This window comes from Clostridium sp., from assembly GCF_047718555.1.
In the GTDB taxonomy this organism is placed as follows: Bacteria; Bacillota; Clostridia; order Clostridiales; family Clostridiaceae; genus Clostridium_I.
Genome location: NZ_JBDNRK010000029.1, coordinates 15968 through 34678 on the forward strand (window position 1 = coordinate 15968; position 18711 = coordinate 34678).

Annotated in this window: 16 protein-coding genes; 14 read left to right on the forward strand and 2 right to left on the reverse strand. The window is 31.6% G+C overall.

Annotated features, from left to right (window positions below):
* The first annotated feature begins 60 nt into the window (after positions 1-60).
* The 8 genes from ABF633_RS12500 to ABF633_RS12535 all read left to right on the forward strand — a co-directional run bounded on the left by ABF633_RS12500 (position 61) and on the right by ABF633_RS12535 (position 10837).
* The gene (locus ABF633_RS12500; protein ID WP_415524145.1) at positions 61-444 is read left to right on the forward strand and encodes a cytidine deaminase family protein; all 384 of its coding nucleotides are present in this window, start codon (positions 61-63) and stop codon (positions 442-444) included.
* Positions 445-677: 233 nt separating this feature from the next.
* Positions 678-974 (forward strand): putative quinol monooxygenase, encoded by a 297-nt coding sequence (locus ABF633_RS12505; protein WP_415524147.1) that lies wholly within the window; start codon positions 678-680, stop codon positions 972-974.
* A gap of 554 nt (positions 975-1528) precedes the next feature.
* Positions 1529-2392: an Rpn family recombination-promoting nuclease/putative transposase gene (locus ABF633_RS12510; RefSeq protein ID WP_415524148.1), complete on the forward strand. Its 864-nt coding sequence runs from the start codon at positions 1529-1531 to the stop codon at positions 2390-2392.
* A gap of 294 nt (positions 2393-2686) precedes the next feature.
* The gene (gene ftsH / locus ABF633_RS12515) at positions 2687-4525 is read left to right on the forward strand and encodes an ATP-dependent zinc metalloprotease FtsH (protein WP_415524150.1); all 1839 of its coding nucleotides are present in this window, start codon (positions 2687-2689) and stop codon (positions 4523-4525) included.
* Positions 4504-6630, forward strand: coding sequence for a HelD family protein (locus ABF633_RS12520; RefSeq protein WP_415524152.1), 2127 nt, complete (start codon positions 4504-4506; stop codon positions 6628-6630). The genes ftsH and ABF633_RS12520 overlap by 22 nt, the downstream gene beginning before the upstream one ends.
* Positions 6631-6717: 87 nt before the next feature.
* Positions 6718-7965, forward strand: a complete 1248-nt coding sequence (locus ABF633_RS12525) for an MFS transporter (protein WP_415524154.1) — start codon at positions 6718-6720, stop codon at positions 7963-7965.
* A 217-nt stretch (positions 7966-8182) separates the two neighbouring features.
* Positions 8183-9751 carry an FAD-dependent oxidoreductase gene (locus tag ABF633_RS12530; protein WP_415524156.1) on the forward strand — a complete coding sequence of 523 codons (1569 nt, stop codon included), beginning with the start codon at positions 8183-8185 and terminating at the stop codon, positions 9749-9751.
* 159 nt (positions 9752-9910) lie between these two features.
* Positions 9911-10837, forward strand: a complete 927-nt coding sequence (locus tag ABF633_RS12535; protein WP_415524157.1) for a DUF2935 domain-containing protein — start codon at positions 9911-9913, stop codon at positions 10835-10837.
* Between the two features lie 245 nt (positions 10838-11082).
* Here the strand turns inward: ABF633_RS12535 and ABF633_RS12540 are convergent, their stop codons facing one another.
* Positions 11083-12267, reverse strand: coding sequence for an MFS transporter (locus ABF633_RS12540; protein WP_415524159.1), 1185 nt, complete (start codon positions 12265-12267; stop codon positions 11083-11085).
* 507 nt (positions 12268-12774) lie between these two features.
* Here ABF633_RS12540 and ABF633_RS12545 point away from each other — a divergent pair.
* The 6 genes from ABF633_RS12545 (at position 12775) to ABF633_RS12570 (ending at position 17414) form a co-directional block, all read left to right on the forward strand.
* Positions 12775-13695, forward strand: a complete 921-nt coding sequence (locus tag ABF633_RS12545; protein WP_415524161.1) for a M15 family metallopeptidase — start codon at positions 12775-12777, stop codon at positions 13693-13695.
* A 183-nt stretch (positions 13696-13878) separates the two neighbouring features.
* A complete protein-coding gene (locus ABF633_RS12550; RefSeq protein WP_415524186.1) occupies positions 13879-14907 on the forward strand; it encodes an amidase domain-containing protein in 1029 nt (342 codons plus the stop codon).
* A gap of 172 nt (positions 14908-15079) precedes the next feature.
* Positions 15080-15349 carry a hypothetical protein gene (locus ABF633_RS12555; RefSeq protein ID WP_415524162.1) on the forward strand — a complete coding sequence of 90 codons (270 nt, stop codon included), beginning with the start codon at positions 15080-15082 and terminating at the stop codon, positions 15347-15349.
* Entirely contained in the window at positions 15346-15663 is a 318-nt protein-coding gene (locus ABF633_RS12560) for a PTS sugar transporter subunit IIB (protein WP_415524163.1), read from the forward strand. Before ABF633_RS12555 ends, ABF633_RS12560 begins: the two co-directional genes overlap by 4 nt.
* 56 nt (positions 15664-15719) lie before the next feature.
* Complete coding sequence (locus tag ABF633_RS12565; RefSeq protein WP_415524164.1) at positions 15720-17042, forward strand: PTS sugar transporter subunit IIC; 1323 nt, start codon at positions 15720-15722, stop codon at positions 17040-17042.
* 18 nt (positions 17043-17060) lie between these two features.
* On the forward strand, positions 17061-17414 hold the full coding sequence (locus ABF633_RS12570) for a PTS lactose/cellobiose transporter subunit IIA (protein WP_415524166.1): 354 nt from the start codon (positions 17061-17063) through the stop codon (positions 17412-17414).
* A gap of 71 nt (positions 17415-17485) precedes the next feature.
* Here ABF633_RS12570 and ABF633_RS12575 read toward each other — a convergent pair whose 3' ends face one another.
* Positions 17486-18358: a LysR family transcriptional regulator gene (locus ABF633_RS12575; RefSeq protein ID WP_415524168.1), complete on the reverse strand. Its 873-nt coding sequence runs from the start codon at positions 18356-18358 to the stop codon at positions 17486-17488.
* Positions 18359-18711: the final 353 nt, after the last annotated feature.

Genomic DNA, 18711 nt, shown 5'->3' on the forward strand with positions numbered 1-18711 from the left:
GAAAGCATATAAGCATATTGCTAAATCTTAAATTTATATATACTTGAAAGGATGATAGCTATGACATTTGATGAACTATATGATATTGCGAAAAATACATTAAATCCTAGAGAACTTTCAAAAAATTCTTATGCTGGTTCTGTTGCGGCAACAATTTTGAGTGAAAGTGGAAAAGTTTATACTGGAGTATGTATAGATACACCTTCATCTATGGGATTCTGTGCAGAACATTCTGCTATCGCTTCAATGATTACTGCTGGAGAAAATAGAATAGTTAAATTAATAGCTGTTTATAAAGATGGAAAAATAATTCCACCTTGTGGCAGATGTAGGGAGTTTATTTGCCAAATCCACGATGATAATTACAAATGTGAAGTAATGATAAGGAAAGATACAGTAGTTACTATTGATGATTTATTACCTTATCATAGTATATACCATTAACAGACACTGTTTATCCGATGACTAGCCGCTGTAACACTCCACCTTCAAAAGGTGGAGATAACACCGGCACATCCCTGGATAATTCATCTAAACTCAGTGGGAATACAAACTCCTACTGAGTAAGATTCATTGATAATAGGTTGAATCAAGTATTACTACTATACTAATATAATCTGGCAAAATATTAAAAAATCAAAATATTTATTTGTAAAGTATAATAGGGAGGATTAACTATGATAATAAAAAATGTTACTTTTTACATAAAACCAGAACACATAGAAGAATTTATAGAGGCAACTATAGAAAATCGAGATAACTCAAGAAAAGAAAAGGGAGTTGACTGCTTTGATTTTCTTCAATGCAAGGATGAACCAAATAAATTCCTGCTCTATGAGGGCTATAAATCAGAAGAGGCTATGGAAGAACATCTTGAGACAGAGCACTTTAAAAAATGGATAAATACAGTTGAAGAGTGGTTTTTAAAACCAAGAGATAGAGTTACTTACATACCCGTTTCAACAATAAAATAAAGTAAAAAACACCGTAAAATTCTTGATGATGAAAATTTTACGGTGTTTTTATAAACTATTCAGTTTTTCAAATACAATTTTGTATACATATTTAATTTTGAATATAATCATAGTTAGACTTTTGAAATAATGTGATTTTTCATGATTCTATAATATATTGTTATAAACAGAGTTCTTAGTATCGGTATTTTCGATGCTTACTAACAGAGTTCTTAGTATCAGTATTTTTGATACTTAGAAATCGTTGTCCTTTAGGGTAAATCGTTATCCAGGGGCGTAGCAGACCTTATCTCCCACATTGATAGAAAAGCAGAGAACCAAAATCTTTGATTTTGTGTGAATCGCTTTCACAGAGTGCGTTGGGAGCATTACGGATGGTAGTCATCGGATAAAAAATATCAATGAATCATTTAAATATATAATGAAGCTTTCATAGAATTTGGATATAATATATCTAATAGAAAATGTGAAATAAATTAGCTTTAGCTATTTTTAAAATTAATTGATTGATAGTTGAAAAGCTCATGAGAAATAAGTGAGAGGAGGTATAAAAAATGTGCAGACTAAACCCAAAGGTAGATTTTGCTTTTAAAAAATTATTTGCAAGTCCGGAAAATAAAGATCTGCTAATATCCTTTATAAATTCAATGCTTTCAGAAGATGAGCAGATTTCAGATATAGAATTAAAGAATCCATACAATATAGCAAATTATAGAAAAGGTAAAATGACCATACTGGATATAAAAGCAGTGTACGAAAAAGGTGTATGGTATGACATAGAGATGCGGCTGGCAGAACAGAGTTTTTACGATAAAAGAGCTTTTTACTATTGGGAAAAAGTGTATTCGGATCAGATAGAAAGCGGCGATGATTTTGAAGTATTAAGAAAAACTATAGCTATAAATATACTGGATTTTAACTATATAGATGAAGAAGATTTCCACAATGTATACAAGGTATTTAATGAAAAGAGTAAAAAGGAATTTTCTAATATATTTGAAATGCATTTTGTTGAATTAAATAAATTTAATAAGGATTACAGCAGTTTAACCAGTACTTTGGATAGATGGATAGCCTTTTTAAATATGGCCTATGAGATAGATGTAAATAAAATACCAGAAGAACTGGCAGTAGACAAGGAAATAAAGAAGGCATTGGAAAAGTTGGATATTATGTATCTGGACAGTGAGGAAAGAGAAATATATGAAAATGATTTAAAGGCTATGAGAGATTATAAGGCCGGACTCAAAACTGCTGAGAGAAAAGGTATGGAGAAGGGAAGAGAGGAAGGAAAATTAGAAGCTAAGATTGAAATGGCGAAAAATTTTTTAAAAATGGGATTGGATATAGAGCAAATAGCAGCAGGAACTGGGCTTACCAGTGAGGAAATTAGAAAATTAAAAAGTGAGTTATATTAATAATCTTCAATTTGAGTACATCAGTAAAAATGAAAATTATATAGTCCATTTTTTTAATGATTTTTCCTAAAGGATAAAGATTTCTAGGTATCAAAAATACTGATACTTAGAAATCTGTTTGTTCAATGCCGTATTATTCAATTAGAATTGTACGGTATTTTTCTTCTCAGACATATTAGTTGATAATTAATCTTAATATTATATTAAATTATTGCACGTATTAAAAAAACCGTAATAGAAAAAACGTGTATTTAGTGATACACTTAGTATTAAGAAATGGAGGGGAGTAAGTATATGTTTAACAATAATTTCGGCGACAAAAAATTTAAGTACGCAGCTTATTATTCCATCGGAGTTATTATTTTAGTACTTATATTAAATTATCTAATAGTAAGTATAAAAACGGAAGAAATAACATATAACAAATTTTTAGATCTATTATCACAGAAAAAAGTATCAGAGGTTCAAGTTACTCCTACGAGAATAACTGTAATACCTACTGATAATAGTGGAATAAATAAAAAAGTATTGTATACAGGAAGACTTTATGATCCAGATTTAAAGACAGAACTTAAAGATTCAGGTGCACAGATAACAGTGCCTTCTGGCAGTGATGATCCTATAAAAAATTTCATTATAAATTTTGTGTTTCCAATAGCTATATTTTTAATAGCTGGTAGATTTTTAATGGGTATGCTGGACAAAAAACTTGGCAGTGGAGTGATGTCCTTTGGTAAAAATAATGCAAAGCTCTATGCGGAAAGTGAAACGGGAATAACCTTTGAGGACGTGGCCGGACAGGAAGAAGCTAAGGAATCTTTAATTGAAATAGTTGATTTTCTTCATTACCCTGAAAAATATGCTCAAATAGGGGCAAAACTTCCAAAGGGAGCATTACTTGTAGGGCCTCCAGGAACAGGTAAAACTCTTCTTGCAAAGGCTGTAGCAGGAGAGGCAAAGGTACCATTTTTCTCTATGTCTGGTTCAAATTTTGTGGAGATGTTTGTAGGAATGGGAGCAGCTAGGGTAAGAGATTTATTTCAGCAAGCTCAGGAAAAAGCACCATGTATAGTATTTATAGATGAGGTTGATGCTATAGGTAAGAGCAGAGATAATGCCCTAGGCGGTGGAAATGATGAAAGGGAACAGACACTAAATCAGCTTTTGGCAGAAATGGATGGTTTTGATTCATCAAAGGGTGTGGTTATTTTAGCAGCTACTAACAGACCGGAAGTGCTTGATAAAGCTCTTTTAAGACCAGGAAGATTTGACAGAAGAGTAATTGTAGATAGACCAGACTTAAAAGGAAGAGAATCTATATTAAAGGTACATTCCAAGGGAGTAAAAATTTCCAGTGAGGTCAATATGGAAGCAGTTGCAAAGGCAACTCCAGGAGCAGTAGGAGCGGATCTTGCTAATATTGTCAATGAGGCTGCACTTTTAGCAGTTAAGGGTAGAAGAAAAGAAATAGAACAAGGTGATTTAGAAGAGGCTGTAGAGGTTATAATAGCAGGTAAGGAGAAAAAGGATAGAATTTTATCTGATAAAGAAAAGAAAGAGGTTGCATTCCATGAGGTAGGTCATGCATTGGTGGCAGCGTTATTGAAGCATACAGATCCTGTACACAAAATTACTATTGTACCAAGAACTATGGGCGCTTTGGGATATACCATGCAGCTTCCAGAAGAAGAAAAATATCTGGTTACCAAGGATGAAATGATAGATGAAATTACTGTTATGCTGGCAGGAAGATCTGCAGAGGAAGTTGAGTTTAATTCCATATCTACTGGTGCAGCTAATGATATTGAAAGAGCAACTAAAATGGCCAGAAATATGATAACTATATATGGAATGACTGATAGATTTGATATGATGGCATTAGAATCAGTAGAAAACAGATATTTAGATGGAAGGCCAGTACAAAATTGTAGCGCTGAAACTTCTACATCAATTGATACAGAAACTTTAAATATAATAAAAGAAGCTCATAATAGAGCTAAGAATTTACTAAAGGAGAATATAGAACTCCTTAGAAATATATCTGGCATACTTCTTGAAAAAGAGACATTAATGGGTGATGAATTTATGAAACTTGTAAAGGAGAGTCCGAATTGGCAGGAACAGAATATGTAGATAGAGATAAAAATGATGAACTGGAGCTTCAAGAGGAAAAGATAAGACTTCAGGGTGTAATAGATATAATAAATAAAGAAATACTAAACTATATACACAAGAGAAAGGATATAACGCAATATATACTGGATAGTAGAAAAAAGAATATTGAGGAATTTGAAGATGATGAAGATAAGATAATAGAATACTTCGATCATGAAAGATTTGTAAAAGAAGAAGCCTTTAAAACCATAGATAAAAGATTGAAAGAGCTTACAATATTGGAGTTATCACCTTATTTTGGACGGGTTGAGTTTAAGGAAGATGAGGAAGATCAAAGAATATATATAGGAAGGTTTGGAGTCACTCCAGAGGGGGCCTATGAACCACTGGTGGTAGATTGGAGAGCACCAGTTTCTTCACTATTCTATACTAGCAGCCTTGGAAAAAATGTATATACTGCTCCAGTAGGAGAAGTAGAGGCAAATATAATAAAAAAAAGGCAGTATATTATTAAAAAAAAGAAGCTTATGGGTCTCTTTGATTCTTCTGTAGATGTTAAAGATGACATATTACAGCTTGTATTAAGCAAAAATGCGGAGGAAAAGCTTAAGGACATTGTAATGTCAATACAGGAAGAACAGGATAATATCATAAGACAGTCAAGAAATAAAATAGTGGTGGTAAATGGAGTAGCTGGCAGCGGTAAAACTACCATAGCACTGCATAGAGTGGCTTATCTACTATATAATCACAGGGATACTCTTCAGGACAAGGTACTTATTTTAGGACCTAATCCTATATTTATGGAATATATATCTTCTGTTCTGCCAAGTCTTGGAGAAGTAGGTGTTAATCAGAAAACCTACAGAGATTTTGCGGTAGAACTCCTAGATGTAAGACAACGTGATATTATGACTACTAGAGAATATATGGAGAGAATTTTAAAGGGAGACAGTGAATTTATTAAATCTGTAAGCTATAAAAATAGTGATAAGTTTATAAGAGACTTAGATAATTTGGTAAGCAGTGTAGAAAAAAATCACTACATATTTACAGATGTGTTTTTTAATAATAAAATTATAGTTTCAAAAGCAGGAATTCAGGAAATGTATACAAAATATTATGGTAATATGCCTGTATTTAGAAGAGTAAAAAAGTTAAAGAGAATTATTTTTTCAAAACTTAAAGATGAGAGAGACAATATAGTTAGAAAAATAGAGCAGGATTATAGAGAAGCCATAAATAAACTTACTGAAGATGAATTAAAACTTCAGGGTACATCCTTGGATTACAAAAGAAAGCTTAAAATAAGAGAAACTATAAAAACACTTATGGATATAAAGAAAAGTATGACATGGCTTGGAGAACCCTCTATAATAGAACTATACGCTAGTATAAATAGTGAAAAACCTTATACTATAGATGATTTAACTGCACTACTGTACCTTTCCATAAAGTTTGAAGGCTTAACTATTGCGCAGGAAATAAAACATGTGGTAATAGATGAGGCTCAGGATTATAGCAATCTGGCTTTTAAAGTTATAAAAGAACTTACAGACTGCAAGGGCATGACAATAGTAGGGGACAGCAATCAGAGACTTATACCTTTAGAAGGTGAAATACCTTTTAATGAACTTGATAATTTAATAGAAGATGTAGAAACAGAGCATTTTAAGCTAAATAAAAGCTATAGATCTACAAAGGAAATAATGGAATATGCAAATAAATTCTTAGGAAAAGATACAATAGTTCCCTTAGTTAGAAGTGGAGAGACCGTTAAAATACTTAATCCAAAATCAGAAAAAGAATTTGTTGAGACTTTAGATAATATCATCAAAGACTATACAAAAAAAGAATTTGACAGTATAGCTGTAGTGTGTAGGGATTTGGATAGTACAGATAAATACGGAAAGCTTTTGAGTAAAAATAATTCTTTAAAGGTTATAGATAGGGAAGATATGATCTACCAAGGCGGAACAGTTGTGATTCCTTCATACCTTGCCAAAGGTCTTGAGTTTGATGCCGTTATAATTGTAGAAGATGGGAAGTATACCGAAAAAGATAAGTTTATGTATGTAATGGCTACGAGAGCTCTTCATGAACTGGCAGTGGTAGAATATTAAAATTTTTATTAATGCATAGCTAAATTTATTTACTGATGTGAAAAGTATGATACAATTTATTATGGTAAAATACTTTGAGACTTGGGAGTGATATTTTTGACAGTATGGAAAAGAAATTTAGCGGTGTGTTGGATGGGCTCCTTCACTACTTCTATAGGAATGAGTTTAGTTGTACCTTTTTTAGCCTTTTATATTGAAAATTTAGGTGTCACAAATATAAAATCTGTAGAGCAACTATCAGGAATAGCTTTTGCTATCACCTTTTTAGTTGCTTCAATTATGTCTCCAATGTGGGGCAAACTTTCAGATAAAAAGGGAAGAAAGCTGGTTATGATGTGTACAGCTATTGGATTGTCTTTGGTAAGCTTTGGTACAGCCTTTGCTGCTAATGTCTATATGCTTATTTTTTTTCGCATACTTCAAGGATTGATATCAGGATTTATTCCTTCAGCTATGTCATTTGTGGCAAAGGAAACACCAGAAGGTCATACGGGGTGGGCTTTGGCAACTCTTACTACAGGTAGTATGGCAGGTACTCTTTTAGGACCTATCTTTGGAGGATATTTGGATGAGCTTGTGGGAATAAGAATAGTTTTCTTTATAACAGCAGGATTTCTGTTTATGTCATTTTTAGTAGTTAAGCTGTTTTTAGTAGAGAATAAAGGAGAATTTAACTTAAAGAATCAGGATAGTAATGGTAAAAAATATAAAGAGAAATCAATTTGGGATAGAGTTGAATCAAGGTCTTTTATAATTATATTATTGATAACTACCTGTATAATAAATACTTCAAATCAGTCAATAGAGCCTATTGTATCTCTATATGTAAGGCAATTATTGAATGCTGCCCATATAGGCAGCTCTCACATTAGTCTTTATTCTGGAGTAGTAATGTCTGCTACTGGTTTTGGTATTCTCATATCGGCATCAAAAATTGGTAGGTTAGGTGATAAAGGCAGCTATTTCAAGGTGTTGAGTATTTCTATTATAATTTCAGCTGTGGTATTTATACCTATGGCTTTTGTAAGAAATCCTTGGGAGCTTATGATTTTGAGATTTGTACTTGGAATTTGTCAAGCAGGTGTGATGCCTTCAATAGCTACCATGCTTAAGAAAACCTCTGCTAAGGAAATATCGGGAACAATATTTGGATATAATCAAGCTGCGCAATTTTCCGGACTTGTTATTGGGCCATTAATAGGCAGCCAGATATCAGCAAATTTTGGATTTACTCATGTATTCTTTTTTACGGGATTTTTGCTGATGTTAAATTATATATTAATTATTCATACTAAAAAGAGTAATAGGGAAAGAATAGAAAGACTTTCACTATAAATAAAAGCTTATCTGATGACTACCTAAGGTAATACTGTAATCTCGTTCAAGACACTATGAAACTCATATGAGTGATTTTCATAGTGTTTTTATATTGGATTGGGCAAGTAATCATCAGAAATCTTGGTGTAAAAGAATTAGGATAAGAAGTATAAAGTATAAACTATCACATTTAAGCAAACAATATAGTGAAAAAGTTTAAATGTGGAGGACAAAAATGGAAGGTATAGGATCACATAATTCAGATGTTTTTTCTAGTATTCATGAACCATACTGGATTACATCTACAGAGGGAATAGAGTATCCTGCTTTAAAAGAGGATACAAAGGTTGATGTTGCCATAGTTGGTGGAGGTATAGTTGGGATAACTTCAGCATTTCTTTTAAAAAATAAAGGCTTAAAGGTAGCTGTATTAGAAGCTAACAGAATTGCTCATGGAACTACGGGGCATACAACTGCTAAAATAACCTCCCAGCATAATTTAATTTATGACAAGATAATATCTAAATTTGGAGAAGAAAAAGCAAGGCAATATGCAGAAGCTAATGAATCAGCTATTCATTTTATTGCAAATCTTGTAAAGGAAAAAAATATTGATTGTGATTTTTGTTGGCGTCCTGCTTATGTATATACTGAATCTGAGAAGTACATAGAGAAAATTGAAAAGGAGGTAGAAGCTGCTTCAAGTCTTGGAATAAAGGCATCCTATGAAGAAAATATCCCATTCCCCTTTAATATAAAGGCTGCTATTAAATTTGATAACCAGGCTCAATTTCATCCTTTAAAATATTTGCTTTCAATAGCCAAGGAAATACCAGGTGATGGAAGTGAGATTTTTGAAACTACTAAAGTTGTGGATATTAAAGATGGAGAAAAATGTACAGTGGTAACAGAGGATGGAAAAAGGGTAACTGCTGATAAAGTAATTATAGCTTCTCATTTTCCCTGTTATGATGGAAGATCCATGTATTTTGCAAGGATATATGCAGAAAAATCCTATGTACTTGGAGTTAAGATTAAAGAAAAATTTCCAGAGGGTATGTTCATAACAGCTGAAGATCCAGTGCATTCTCTTCGTTCCCAAAACTATGGAGATGGGGAAATTGTTCTGGTAGGTGGAGGAAAGCATAAGACAGGCAGCGAGAGTAAAACTAATATACATTACAAAAATTTAGGCGATTTTGCTAGAGAGTCCTTTGATTTACAAGAAATACTATATAGATGGTCCACACAGGATTGTATGACTGTAGATGATGTTCCCTATGTAGGCTACTGTGCATCTAATACTACCAATATATTGGTAGCTACAGGATTTGGGAAGTGGGGAATGACTAATAGTACAGCAGCTGCAAATATATTGACGGATTTAATTACAAAGGGAGAAAGTCCATGGTCACCTGTATATAATCCATCTAGATTTGATATAGCTGCTTCAGGTGCCAAATTGGTATGTGAAAATGCGGATGTGGCAGAAGAACTTATAAAGGGTAAAATTGCTCCAGCACCTAAAGATGTAGAAATTAATATTGGTGAAGCTAAAATAATTACTGTTGATGGTGAGAGGGTTGGAGCCTATCGTGATGAGCAGGGCGATTTGCACATGGTTGATATAACCTGTACCCATTTAGGCTGTGAACTAGTATGGAATGAAGCAGAAAAAACTTGGGATTGTCCTTGTCATGGTTCCAGATTTAGCTATGATGGTAGTAATGTGGAAGGGCCAGCATTTAATACTTTGAAGCATAGAGGAGAATGGCCAAATAAAAAAGATGCAAATATACTTTAAATATAAAGTTACAAATATAAAGGAATTATTGAAGATGTGGTTGAAAAAATGAATTGCGTATCACAATATATTATAGATAATATACAATTAGTAACACTTTACAAACTTAATTAATATATTAAATAACAGTTAATGATATTATATTAAGAGAGGTAAATTATGTTATCAAGTATTAATTTTATACGACAATCTCTTGAATTGCATCTTTTTTTCGGACGAATTATGAAAGAACACTCATTTTTTTTAGAAGCAGGCTTTACGCAAAAGAATTTAAGGTTTATTGATGAAGCAGATGACTTTAGAAGAGCGTTTGATAGATTTTTAGCAGATGTTATATCACTTTCTAATGGTGTTGTTAGTACTAGCGTGTTACAGTCTGGTGAAGTAATAACTCCTTTTACATTAAAAGCTGAAATGGCGTCAGAATATTTTACAGGAATAAATATTGCCACTGGTTTGACACAAGCAGAGGAAGGATTAAGGGGGAATAGTTTAACAGGAGATAATCCTGCTCTTGAACGAAGAGTATATATACTTAATGAAAGATCTCAGGATTTAGTTAGATCTTTAATACAGTTTAAGGCTAGGATATTATCAGATGTTATATCCTGTAGGATATTTACAAATAATTATCCTCTACTTATAGACCATATTATGAGAGAAGCAAAGTTTTATTTTTCTATAGTTCAAAGATTGCAGAATCGTGAAGAAATTAATTTGGAACAAGAGGCTTACGAGCAAGAAACATTCTGGAACAGAATTATGGCTGAACACTCAAAATTTATTCGTGGACTTCTTGATCCAACTGAGGAGCAGCTCATAAATACTGCAAATAACTTTGGAAACGAGTTTGATAAATTGACAAAAGAAGCAAAAGCAGCTATGGATAAGACAATACCAATTTCAAAAGTTACAGATGACAGTCTTAAGGCCACTACAGAAATAAGTAAATTTAAAGCACAAGGTACACAGGGATTAGTAGAGTGTAAAATTAGGTCAATAATAATACCATTGTTAGGTGATCATACTTTACGTGAAGCAAATCACTATTTACGTTTATTGAAGATATTTCAAAAGAGTGTATAATACTTTAATCTCATCTTTTTACACCTTAAATTCTTTTTTGTTTATCCTTCTGTATAAATAATTATTTTAAATTAGGGAAGCAATTAATTGGAGCCACCTGAAATAAGTAAGAAAACAAATTTTTGATGAAATAATAAAAGCACTATGAAACTCATATAAGTAATTTTCATAGTGCCTTTATGTTGGATTAGGGAAATAATTATAATAAATATGGATATATCTATAAGATTTTTTTAAGATGATAATTAATTTTTATATTTTCTAATGAAATAAGCTCCCGTCAATAGTTCTAATAAAGAGCCAATGATAAAAATCCACTTTACCTCAATTAAATTAGAAAAAATTCCACCTATTAGAATAGACAGAACACATAAAGGCTGAACTATAGAATTAATAAAACCTGAGACACGTCCTAATAAATTTTCAGGAGTATATTGCTGAATAACTGTTTGCAATATGCTGCCTGTAAAGGATCCAACTATACCCATGCCTGCAAATATTAATAATGAAATGGGAAAATATCTGTTTAGTGAAAAAATTATAACTAATATGCTATCAAAAATCAATGAAAAGGAAAATATCATTAATTTATTTTTACTTCTAAACTGTCTGAGGATTATACCTCCAGCTATTGTTCCTATTCCTGCAAAAGTAAACAGCAATGCAGTTCTATTTGCCATAAACATTTTTCCACCTAAATATTTTTCTACAAAAATATAGGTGAGAGGTTCCTGCATTGAGATAACAAAATTGATTAACATATCCAGTATAAACATATGCTTTATAATTGCATTAGTTTTTATAAAGTTCCAGCCTTGAAGCATGTCTTTTTTATAATTTGCAGCAGGATGATTATATGAAGAAGTATTGCTTTGCCTGCTTTTTAGAAAAATTGATACTATTGCTATAAAAATAAAAGAGCAGCTATCCAGCATAAAGGCCGTAGTACTTCCGGCAGTACTGAGTAAAATGCTGGCAAAAGCGTAACCAGTTATCATTACAATCCCATTAACGGACATTTTAATGGAATTTGCCTTAATTAAATCTTTTTCGTCAACTAATAAGGGCATTAAAGAAGTAACTACTGGTATATAGAATGCTTGAATAATACCATTTAAAAGTATAACAGAAAAAATTATTAGTGTATTATAGGTTAAAGCAAAAAGTAGAGAAGTTAGGGAGGATATAAGATTAATTAGTATAAAGGAAATTTTTTTATTACTTTTGTCTATTATATTTCCAGCTAACATACCTAAAGCCAAAATTGGAATGCTCTGAAGTATAAAAACTAAGCTTATGCTAAAATCATTTCCAGTAAGTTTTATAAGTTTATCAGATAAGGCGATAGTGGTAAGCCTTGTTCCAATACCAGATATAAAAACGCCAAATAAGTAGATGATTAAATTAAAATTTTTGTATGTGATTTGCATGATATAATAACCTCCATATTTTGATAACCTATCAAGTAATGGAGATTAATTTTTATACTACATTTAGTGATAGCATAAAAGTGCCAATGACAGGTTATCTAACAAGTTTACATAATGTTTATTTTTAGATAGACTAATCCCGTAAGCTTGTTCTTTGCTCATGTTGATAATCATTATCATTTAGCACACCTTCAATTCATATATATTTAATTGAATGCTATATCATAAATCTTTTTCTGTCAATATGTTATTTAGATTTTGGATATTTAAATAAACAGTTTTGTAAACGAAGAGTGAGAGATTTTATTTATATACAAGAATAAAACAATAGATTATAATGGGAATGTTAGAAAAGACATAATTATTGATAAGATTACCTACCTTAAATTTTACTTAAGAATTGTTATAAAGATCTTTATGTTAAAATTTGTTTCACATACTCTTAGAAGTAATGTCCAAAATATATATATAAAACATTTTTAAATATATATTTGAAGGGTGAATTCTATGAGAAAGATAATTACATTTCTAATGACAGCTTTAATTATTTTCAGTATTAATTGTAATACTAAGGCTTTAATGAGAAATTCAGAGGAGCCTAATTATGACTTAACCATGAAACAGGATCTCTTGATACTGATGATGGCCTATCCTGAATATATAGATAACGTCACTAAAGACGGTAATAATGTATATTTAGTAATGAAATCAGGGAAAAAAATTCTTTACGATGATAAAAAGACAAAAAGCTTTGAAGAAAAATTAAATAATCCTGATTTACAGGATATGTTGGAACAAATTTATCCCTTAGAGACTGTTACAAAACTTATGGATAAAAATTTTGATCCGGGACGTTCTAGAGTGTATGCACTTACTGAAACAGTATATGGAGCTTCAAGACAGCAGATAGAAAAAAATCTTACAATGGTGCACACAGGTTATGGCTCTTTTCAATTCAATAAAAACAACAAAGCAGCAGAAGCCTTGAATAATTCCTTTAAGAAACTTAGGGGAATGGCCAGTGAAAATAAAAAAATTTCTTCATTTTTGGCTCCTTGCAGTGGTACCTATAATTACAGAATAATTGCAGGAACAGGCAGATTGAGTCCTCATGCTTTTGGTACAGCTATAGATTTAGCCAGTGACAGGAGAGATTATTGGAAATGGGCTACCAGAGAGCAGGGTGAAAAAAGACTTTTATCCTATTCAAAAGAAGTAGTAGATGTATTCGAAAAAAATAATTTTGTTTGGGGTGGAAAATGGGGACATTTTGATATACTTCATTTTGAATACAGACCGGAAATAATATTAAAAGCTAAATATTTTGGTAAAAATCAGGAATCTAATAAACCTTGGTATAATGGAGTTCCTACAGAACAGGAAAATATTAAAAATTTTATAGAAAAAATTGAAAATGCTTTAAAATAAAAGCATTTTGGATTAAATTCACAGATAATATTTATAATTTATTGGGAATACTAAGAACACTATAAATAGGGAAACTTTTCAGTTGAATAACTTAAAGGATAAATTGAGAGAAGGGGTTTACTTATGAAGCGTGTGTCAAAGCTTTTTATTTTAATAGCTTGCTTAGTATTCTTTCCATTTAATATGGCCAGTGCAGTAATGGAAATTGATGCTGATGAAAAAGAACAAGTTTCCAAAGCCATAGAGGAAATTTTTCAAAAGAGGAATAAAGCAATAATAGATAATGATCTAGAATACATTAAGTCTATATATGACATGAAGACTAAATATGGAACCTGGGCTTATGAGTACGAAGTTAAAAAATCAAAATATATTCATAATTGGGCAGAAAAGCAAGGTGCTAAATTTAAAGAGATAAAACCTAAGGTTATTATCAGAAGAGTTAGGGGAAGTGATGGTAAGTATTCTGCCAACCTTATATGTTCCACTGAGTATAAATATTCCTATGTAAATGAATCTGATATTATCAACACATCACGAATAGGAACTTATCACGTTTTAAATCTTGAAAACAGGGATGGACAATGGATAATTACAAAAGAATGGTATAAAGATCCCTTTGGTGACTCCTTAAATTTAGATAATATAAAAGCGGATGATATAAAACAGTATATAATTTCCCAGTCAGCTAGAGATTTATCTAATATAGAAGAAAGAAGAAGAGGTGCCATGGAATATGCTGAAAAATATTGTGGTGCAGCCAGTGAAGAAAAATATGGTTTTAAATATAATAAAAAATACAGAGACTATAATTCACAAGGTGGAAATTGTGCCAACTTTGCTTCGCAAATTCTCTTTGAAGGTGCAAAATTTAAGAAAAATGGTGCTTGGAATTACGATGGTAGAGGTGCTACAGGTCCTTGGCTAAATGCAGATAAATTCAAAAATTATTGGGTTGGCAGTGGCAGGGCTTCAGTAATTGCCCATGGAAGTTATGAAAAAGTATATAAAGCTTCCTATAAGCTGCTGCCTGGAGATTTTGTAGCCTATGAAAAAAAGGGAGATATAACTCATATATCTGTAGTAACTGGTGCTGATTCAAAGGGATATTCTCTTGTAACCTGTCATAATGCAGATAGAAATAATGTTCCATGGGATTTAGGATGGAGCGATAAGAAAATAAGATTTTGGCTGATACATGTTAATCACTAAAATATAATTTATATGTTTAAATCTGTAAAAAGGTTTCTCTATTATTAAAGGAGAAGCCTTTTGTGGTTGTTTTGAATTTTATTGCAAGACGTAATGAATTATAGAAAAAAATTTTTCATATAAATAAACTAATGAAGAAATGAGGTTCTTCAAATAATTTAGGGGGTGCAATATGAAAAATAAAAATTTCTTATATAATGCCAAGGGACCTATTGTATTTTTCTTTATTTTAATTAGTTTGCCGTGGGTTATTCAAATAAAAAGTCTTATATCCGCAGGTAAAACTGGTTCAGCATTTGAACTGTCCATATTTGCATTTGTTTTTTTAGTTTTTTTATTTTGGATGCAAAAGTGGTTTAAAAAAATGCTTATTCAATATCAAAATAATTTAAATATATCCATGAAGAAAATGAAAAATTATAAAGGGAGGAATTTAAAATGAAAGCAATAATTTTATGTAGTTGGGGAGCAACATCAAGTTCACTTGCAAAGGCTGTTACAGATGAAGCAAAAAAGAGAAATTTGGATATAGAAGTGGATGCTGGTGGCACAGGAGAATTTAAGAAAAAGGCAGCAAACTATTCTGTAGCATTACTTGAACCACAGGTAAGACATTTAAAAAAAGAAGTTGAGGCAGCTGCAAGTAAATTTGATATACCTGTAGAAATAGTAGATATGCAGGCTTTTGCCTTGATGAATGGTGGAAAGGTTCTTGACCAGATAATCAAACTTGCAAAAGATAATGGTAAATTGTAATTAAGATGAGGACTACCCTTATCTTAAAATAAAATATTTAAGGAGGACTGAATTTTATGGAAAATAGTAAATTCATGAAATGGATGGAAGATAATTTAATGCCTGTTCTTGGGAAATTAGCACAAAATATTTATTTACAATCAATACGTGATGCCTTTTGTATTTTTGCCCTCCCACTTATAATAAGTGGTTCAATATTTTTAATTATCGCCAATCCACCAACAGCACTGGGGTGGGGCGTGATAAATGCATGGAATAATGCAATTACTCCAATTCAAAGCAATATTATGATAGGTTTTAATTTAAGTTTTGGTATTATGGCAGTAGCTGTTGCATTTGGTACGGCTTACAGTCTAGCTTCAAGGTGGGATATGGATGAAGCACTTTGTGGAATGTTATCATTAGTATGTTTTCTCATAGTTTGTTTTCCAGCTTCAGATATTAGCAAAGTTCCATTTGGAGATATTTTAAATTATCTTGGTGGGCAAGGCTTGTTTATTGCAATAATATGGGGCATTTTAACAACTTTTATAGTAAAAATATTTACTAAAAAAGGCTTGGTAATAAAAATGCCGGCTGGTGTTCCACCCTATGTAGTAAGAACTTTTAGTGCATTAGTACCATTTTTTATAATGATTACTCTGTCCTGGGCCTTGGAATGGATAGTATGGGCAAATTTGCACATAACGTTGCCGCAATTGGTATTAGAGGTATTCAAACCTTTAGTTGCAGTTTCCAATAGTTATCCTGCTGCACTTATAGAAATTGTTTTAATGATGTTATTATGGTCACTGGGTATTCATGGAATGAATGTCGTATCTTCTGTTGCCTATCCATTCTGGACAGCCCAATTGGCAGCAAATACTGCTGCACGAAGTGCTGGAACACCATTGCATGGAATCATTACAGAACCTTTCTTCCATATGTTTACCCATATAGGTGGTTCAGGTTTAACATGGCCACTGGTAATAATGTTTTTATTTTCAGCATCAAAACAACTTAAGAGTATTGGAAAAATAGAACTTATACCAGCAATATTCAATATAAATGAGCCAATAATGTTTGGAGCACCTCTTGTACTTAACCCTATAATGTTCATACCATTTATACTTTCACCTGCTGTGGCAGTAACCGTAAATTATATTGCATTTTATAGCGGAATTGTTCCTAAAATAGTAATGCAGCCGCCATTTACAGTTCCGGTATTTTTCGGTGGAATTATTGCTACTGGTGGCTATTGGCAGGGGGCAGCACTTCAGCTTGTAAATCTAATTCTGTCTGCATTGATTTATTTTCCTTTCTTCAAATTGTTTGAAAAACAGCTTGTAATAAATGAGAAGAAAGCAGAACTTGAAATTGAAAATGGAGAACAGGTTTAATAAAGGGAGGTCTTAGCAGTGAGTGAAGGGAATAAATTTGATTTGGAACAAATTGTTTTTAATCTTGTACTTCATGGAGGAAATGCAAGGGGGAAGGCCTATGATGCATTGGATGCTGCGGAAAATGGAGACTTTCAGCTTGCAGAAAAATGTCTTGATGAGGCAGATGAGGAATTCTACCAAGGTCATGATTATCAAAATAAGTTAATTCAAGGCCAGATGGATAGTGAAGCACCTAATTTCTTAGTAATACACGCACAGGATCAGCTTATGACAGCTTTAGCAGAGAAAAATTTAATTAAAAGAGAAATAGCCTTATATAGAAAGGTAAATGAGCTAGAAAAAAAGATAGAAATATTAATGAAAAAATAATAGAGAAGAGGGTCTCAAAGTAAAAAGAGGCTCTCTTTTTTGATATTTATAAAATAAATTGTTGCATACTTCTATTCTATCTTAAACATTTCTATAAAATTTTTAGCTACATCAGATAGATATCTGTTTTTAACCCATACAACTGCAGCTCTGGTTTTTAAGGATAATTCGTCTATTTCAATGTATTTCAAGCCTAACCCTGGGATCAGGTCAGCAGCGGATTTAGGTAATATACCTATGCCGATTTCTGTATGGGCCCATAGAAGAACTGATCTTGCATCTTCATTTTCACAAAGTATTGTTGGTTCAAATCCAGCTTGGTGACAGGAAGAAATTAGCATGTCTTTAAATTTATGATCTATTATCAAAGGTTTGTTTATTAAATCATTTAAACTTATAGGATTCTTTTTATTATTGATAAAATATGCATCAGGTTTAAAGATCGCTATCATAGGTTCACTGGAAAGCAGCAGTGATTCAAAGTTTTCAGAATTAAAGGGCGTCAAAATAACGCCTACTTCTATTGTGCCTATAGAAAGTGATTTTAATATTTCATCAGTGTTGCTTTCTCTTATCTTAAAATTTATATGAGGATACTTATTATGAAATTCATTTAATCTTTTTAATAAAATGGTAGTACTTGAAGATGGAACTGTACCCAGAGATAGTATTCCTTTAAAACCATGTTTCAAGTTTTTTAGTTCCTTTTCAGTGTTTTGAGTTAATTCTAAAATTTGTTTAGAACGATGCTGAAGTATCCTACCTGCATCTGTTATTTGAATTTTTCGTGTATTTCTATCTATAAGCTTTATATCAAGTTCATCCTCAAGTAATTTCAGCTGCTGGCTTAAGGGTGGTTGAGCTATATGTAATCGCTCTGCAGCTTTAGTTATGCTGCCTTCTTCTACTATAGTTAAAAAATACTTAAGCTGTCTAATATCCATCAATAATCACCTCTGATATTTTATTTATATTAATTTCATATAAATCCAATATTTTATTTATATTTGTTATGTAAGCTTCTATTTGCTATAATCATACACAAAGTTAAAGATTTATAAAAGTGATATTTTATAATTTTACTAAAAAGATAAGATTAGTATGTATTAATGAATTTATTTTATATATAGTATTGACAAATATTAAAGATATGGTGTAATATTTTAGTTAATCAAAGTATACATATTTAATTAGTAGGAATTATTTTTTTGCCCAATAAACAAGTTTTCCAGTAGGTTAAATATATTTTCCTTTACTAATAAAAAGTAATTGACATATAGGGCCTAGAATTATGTTA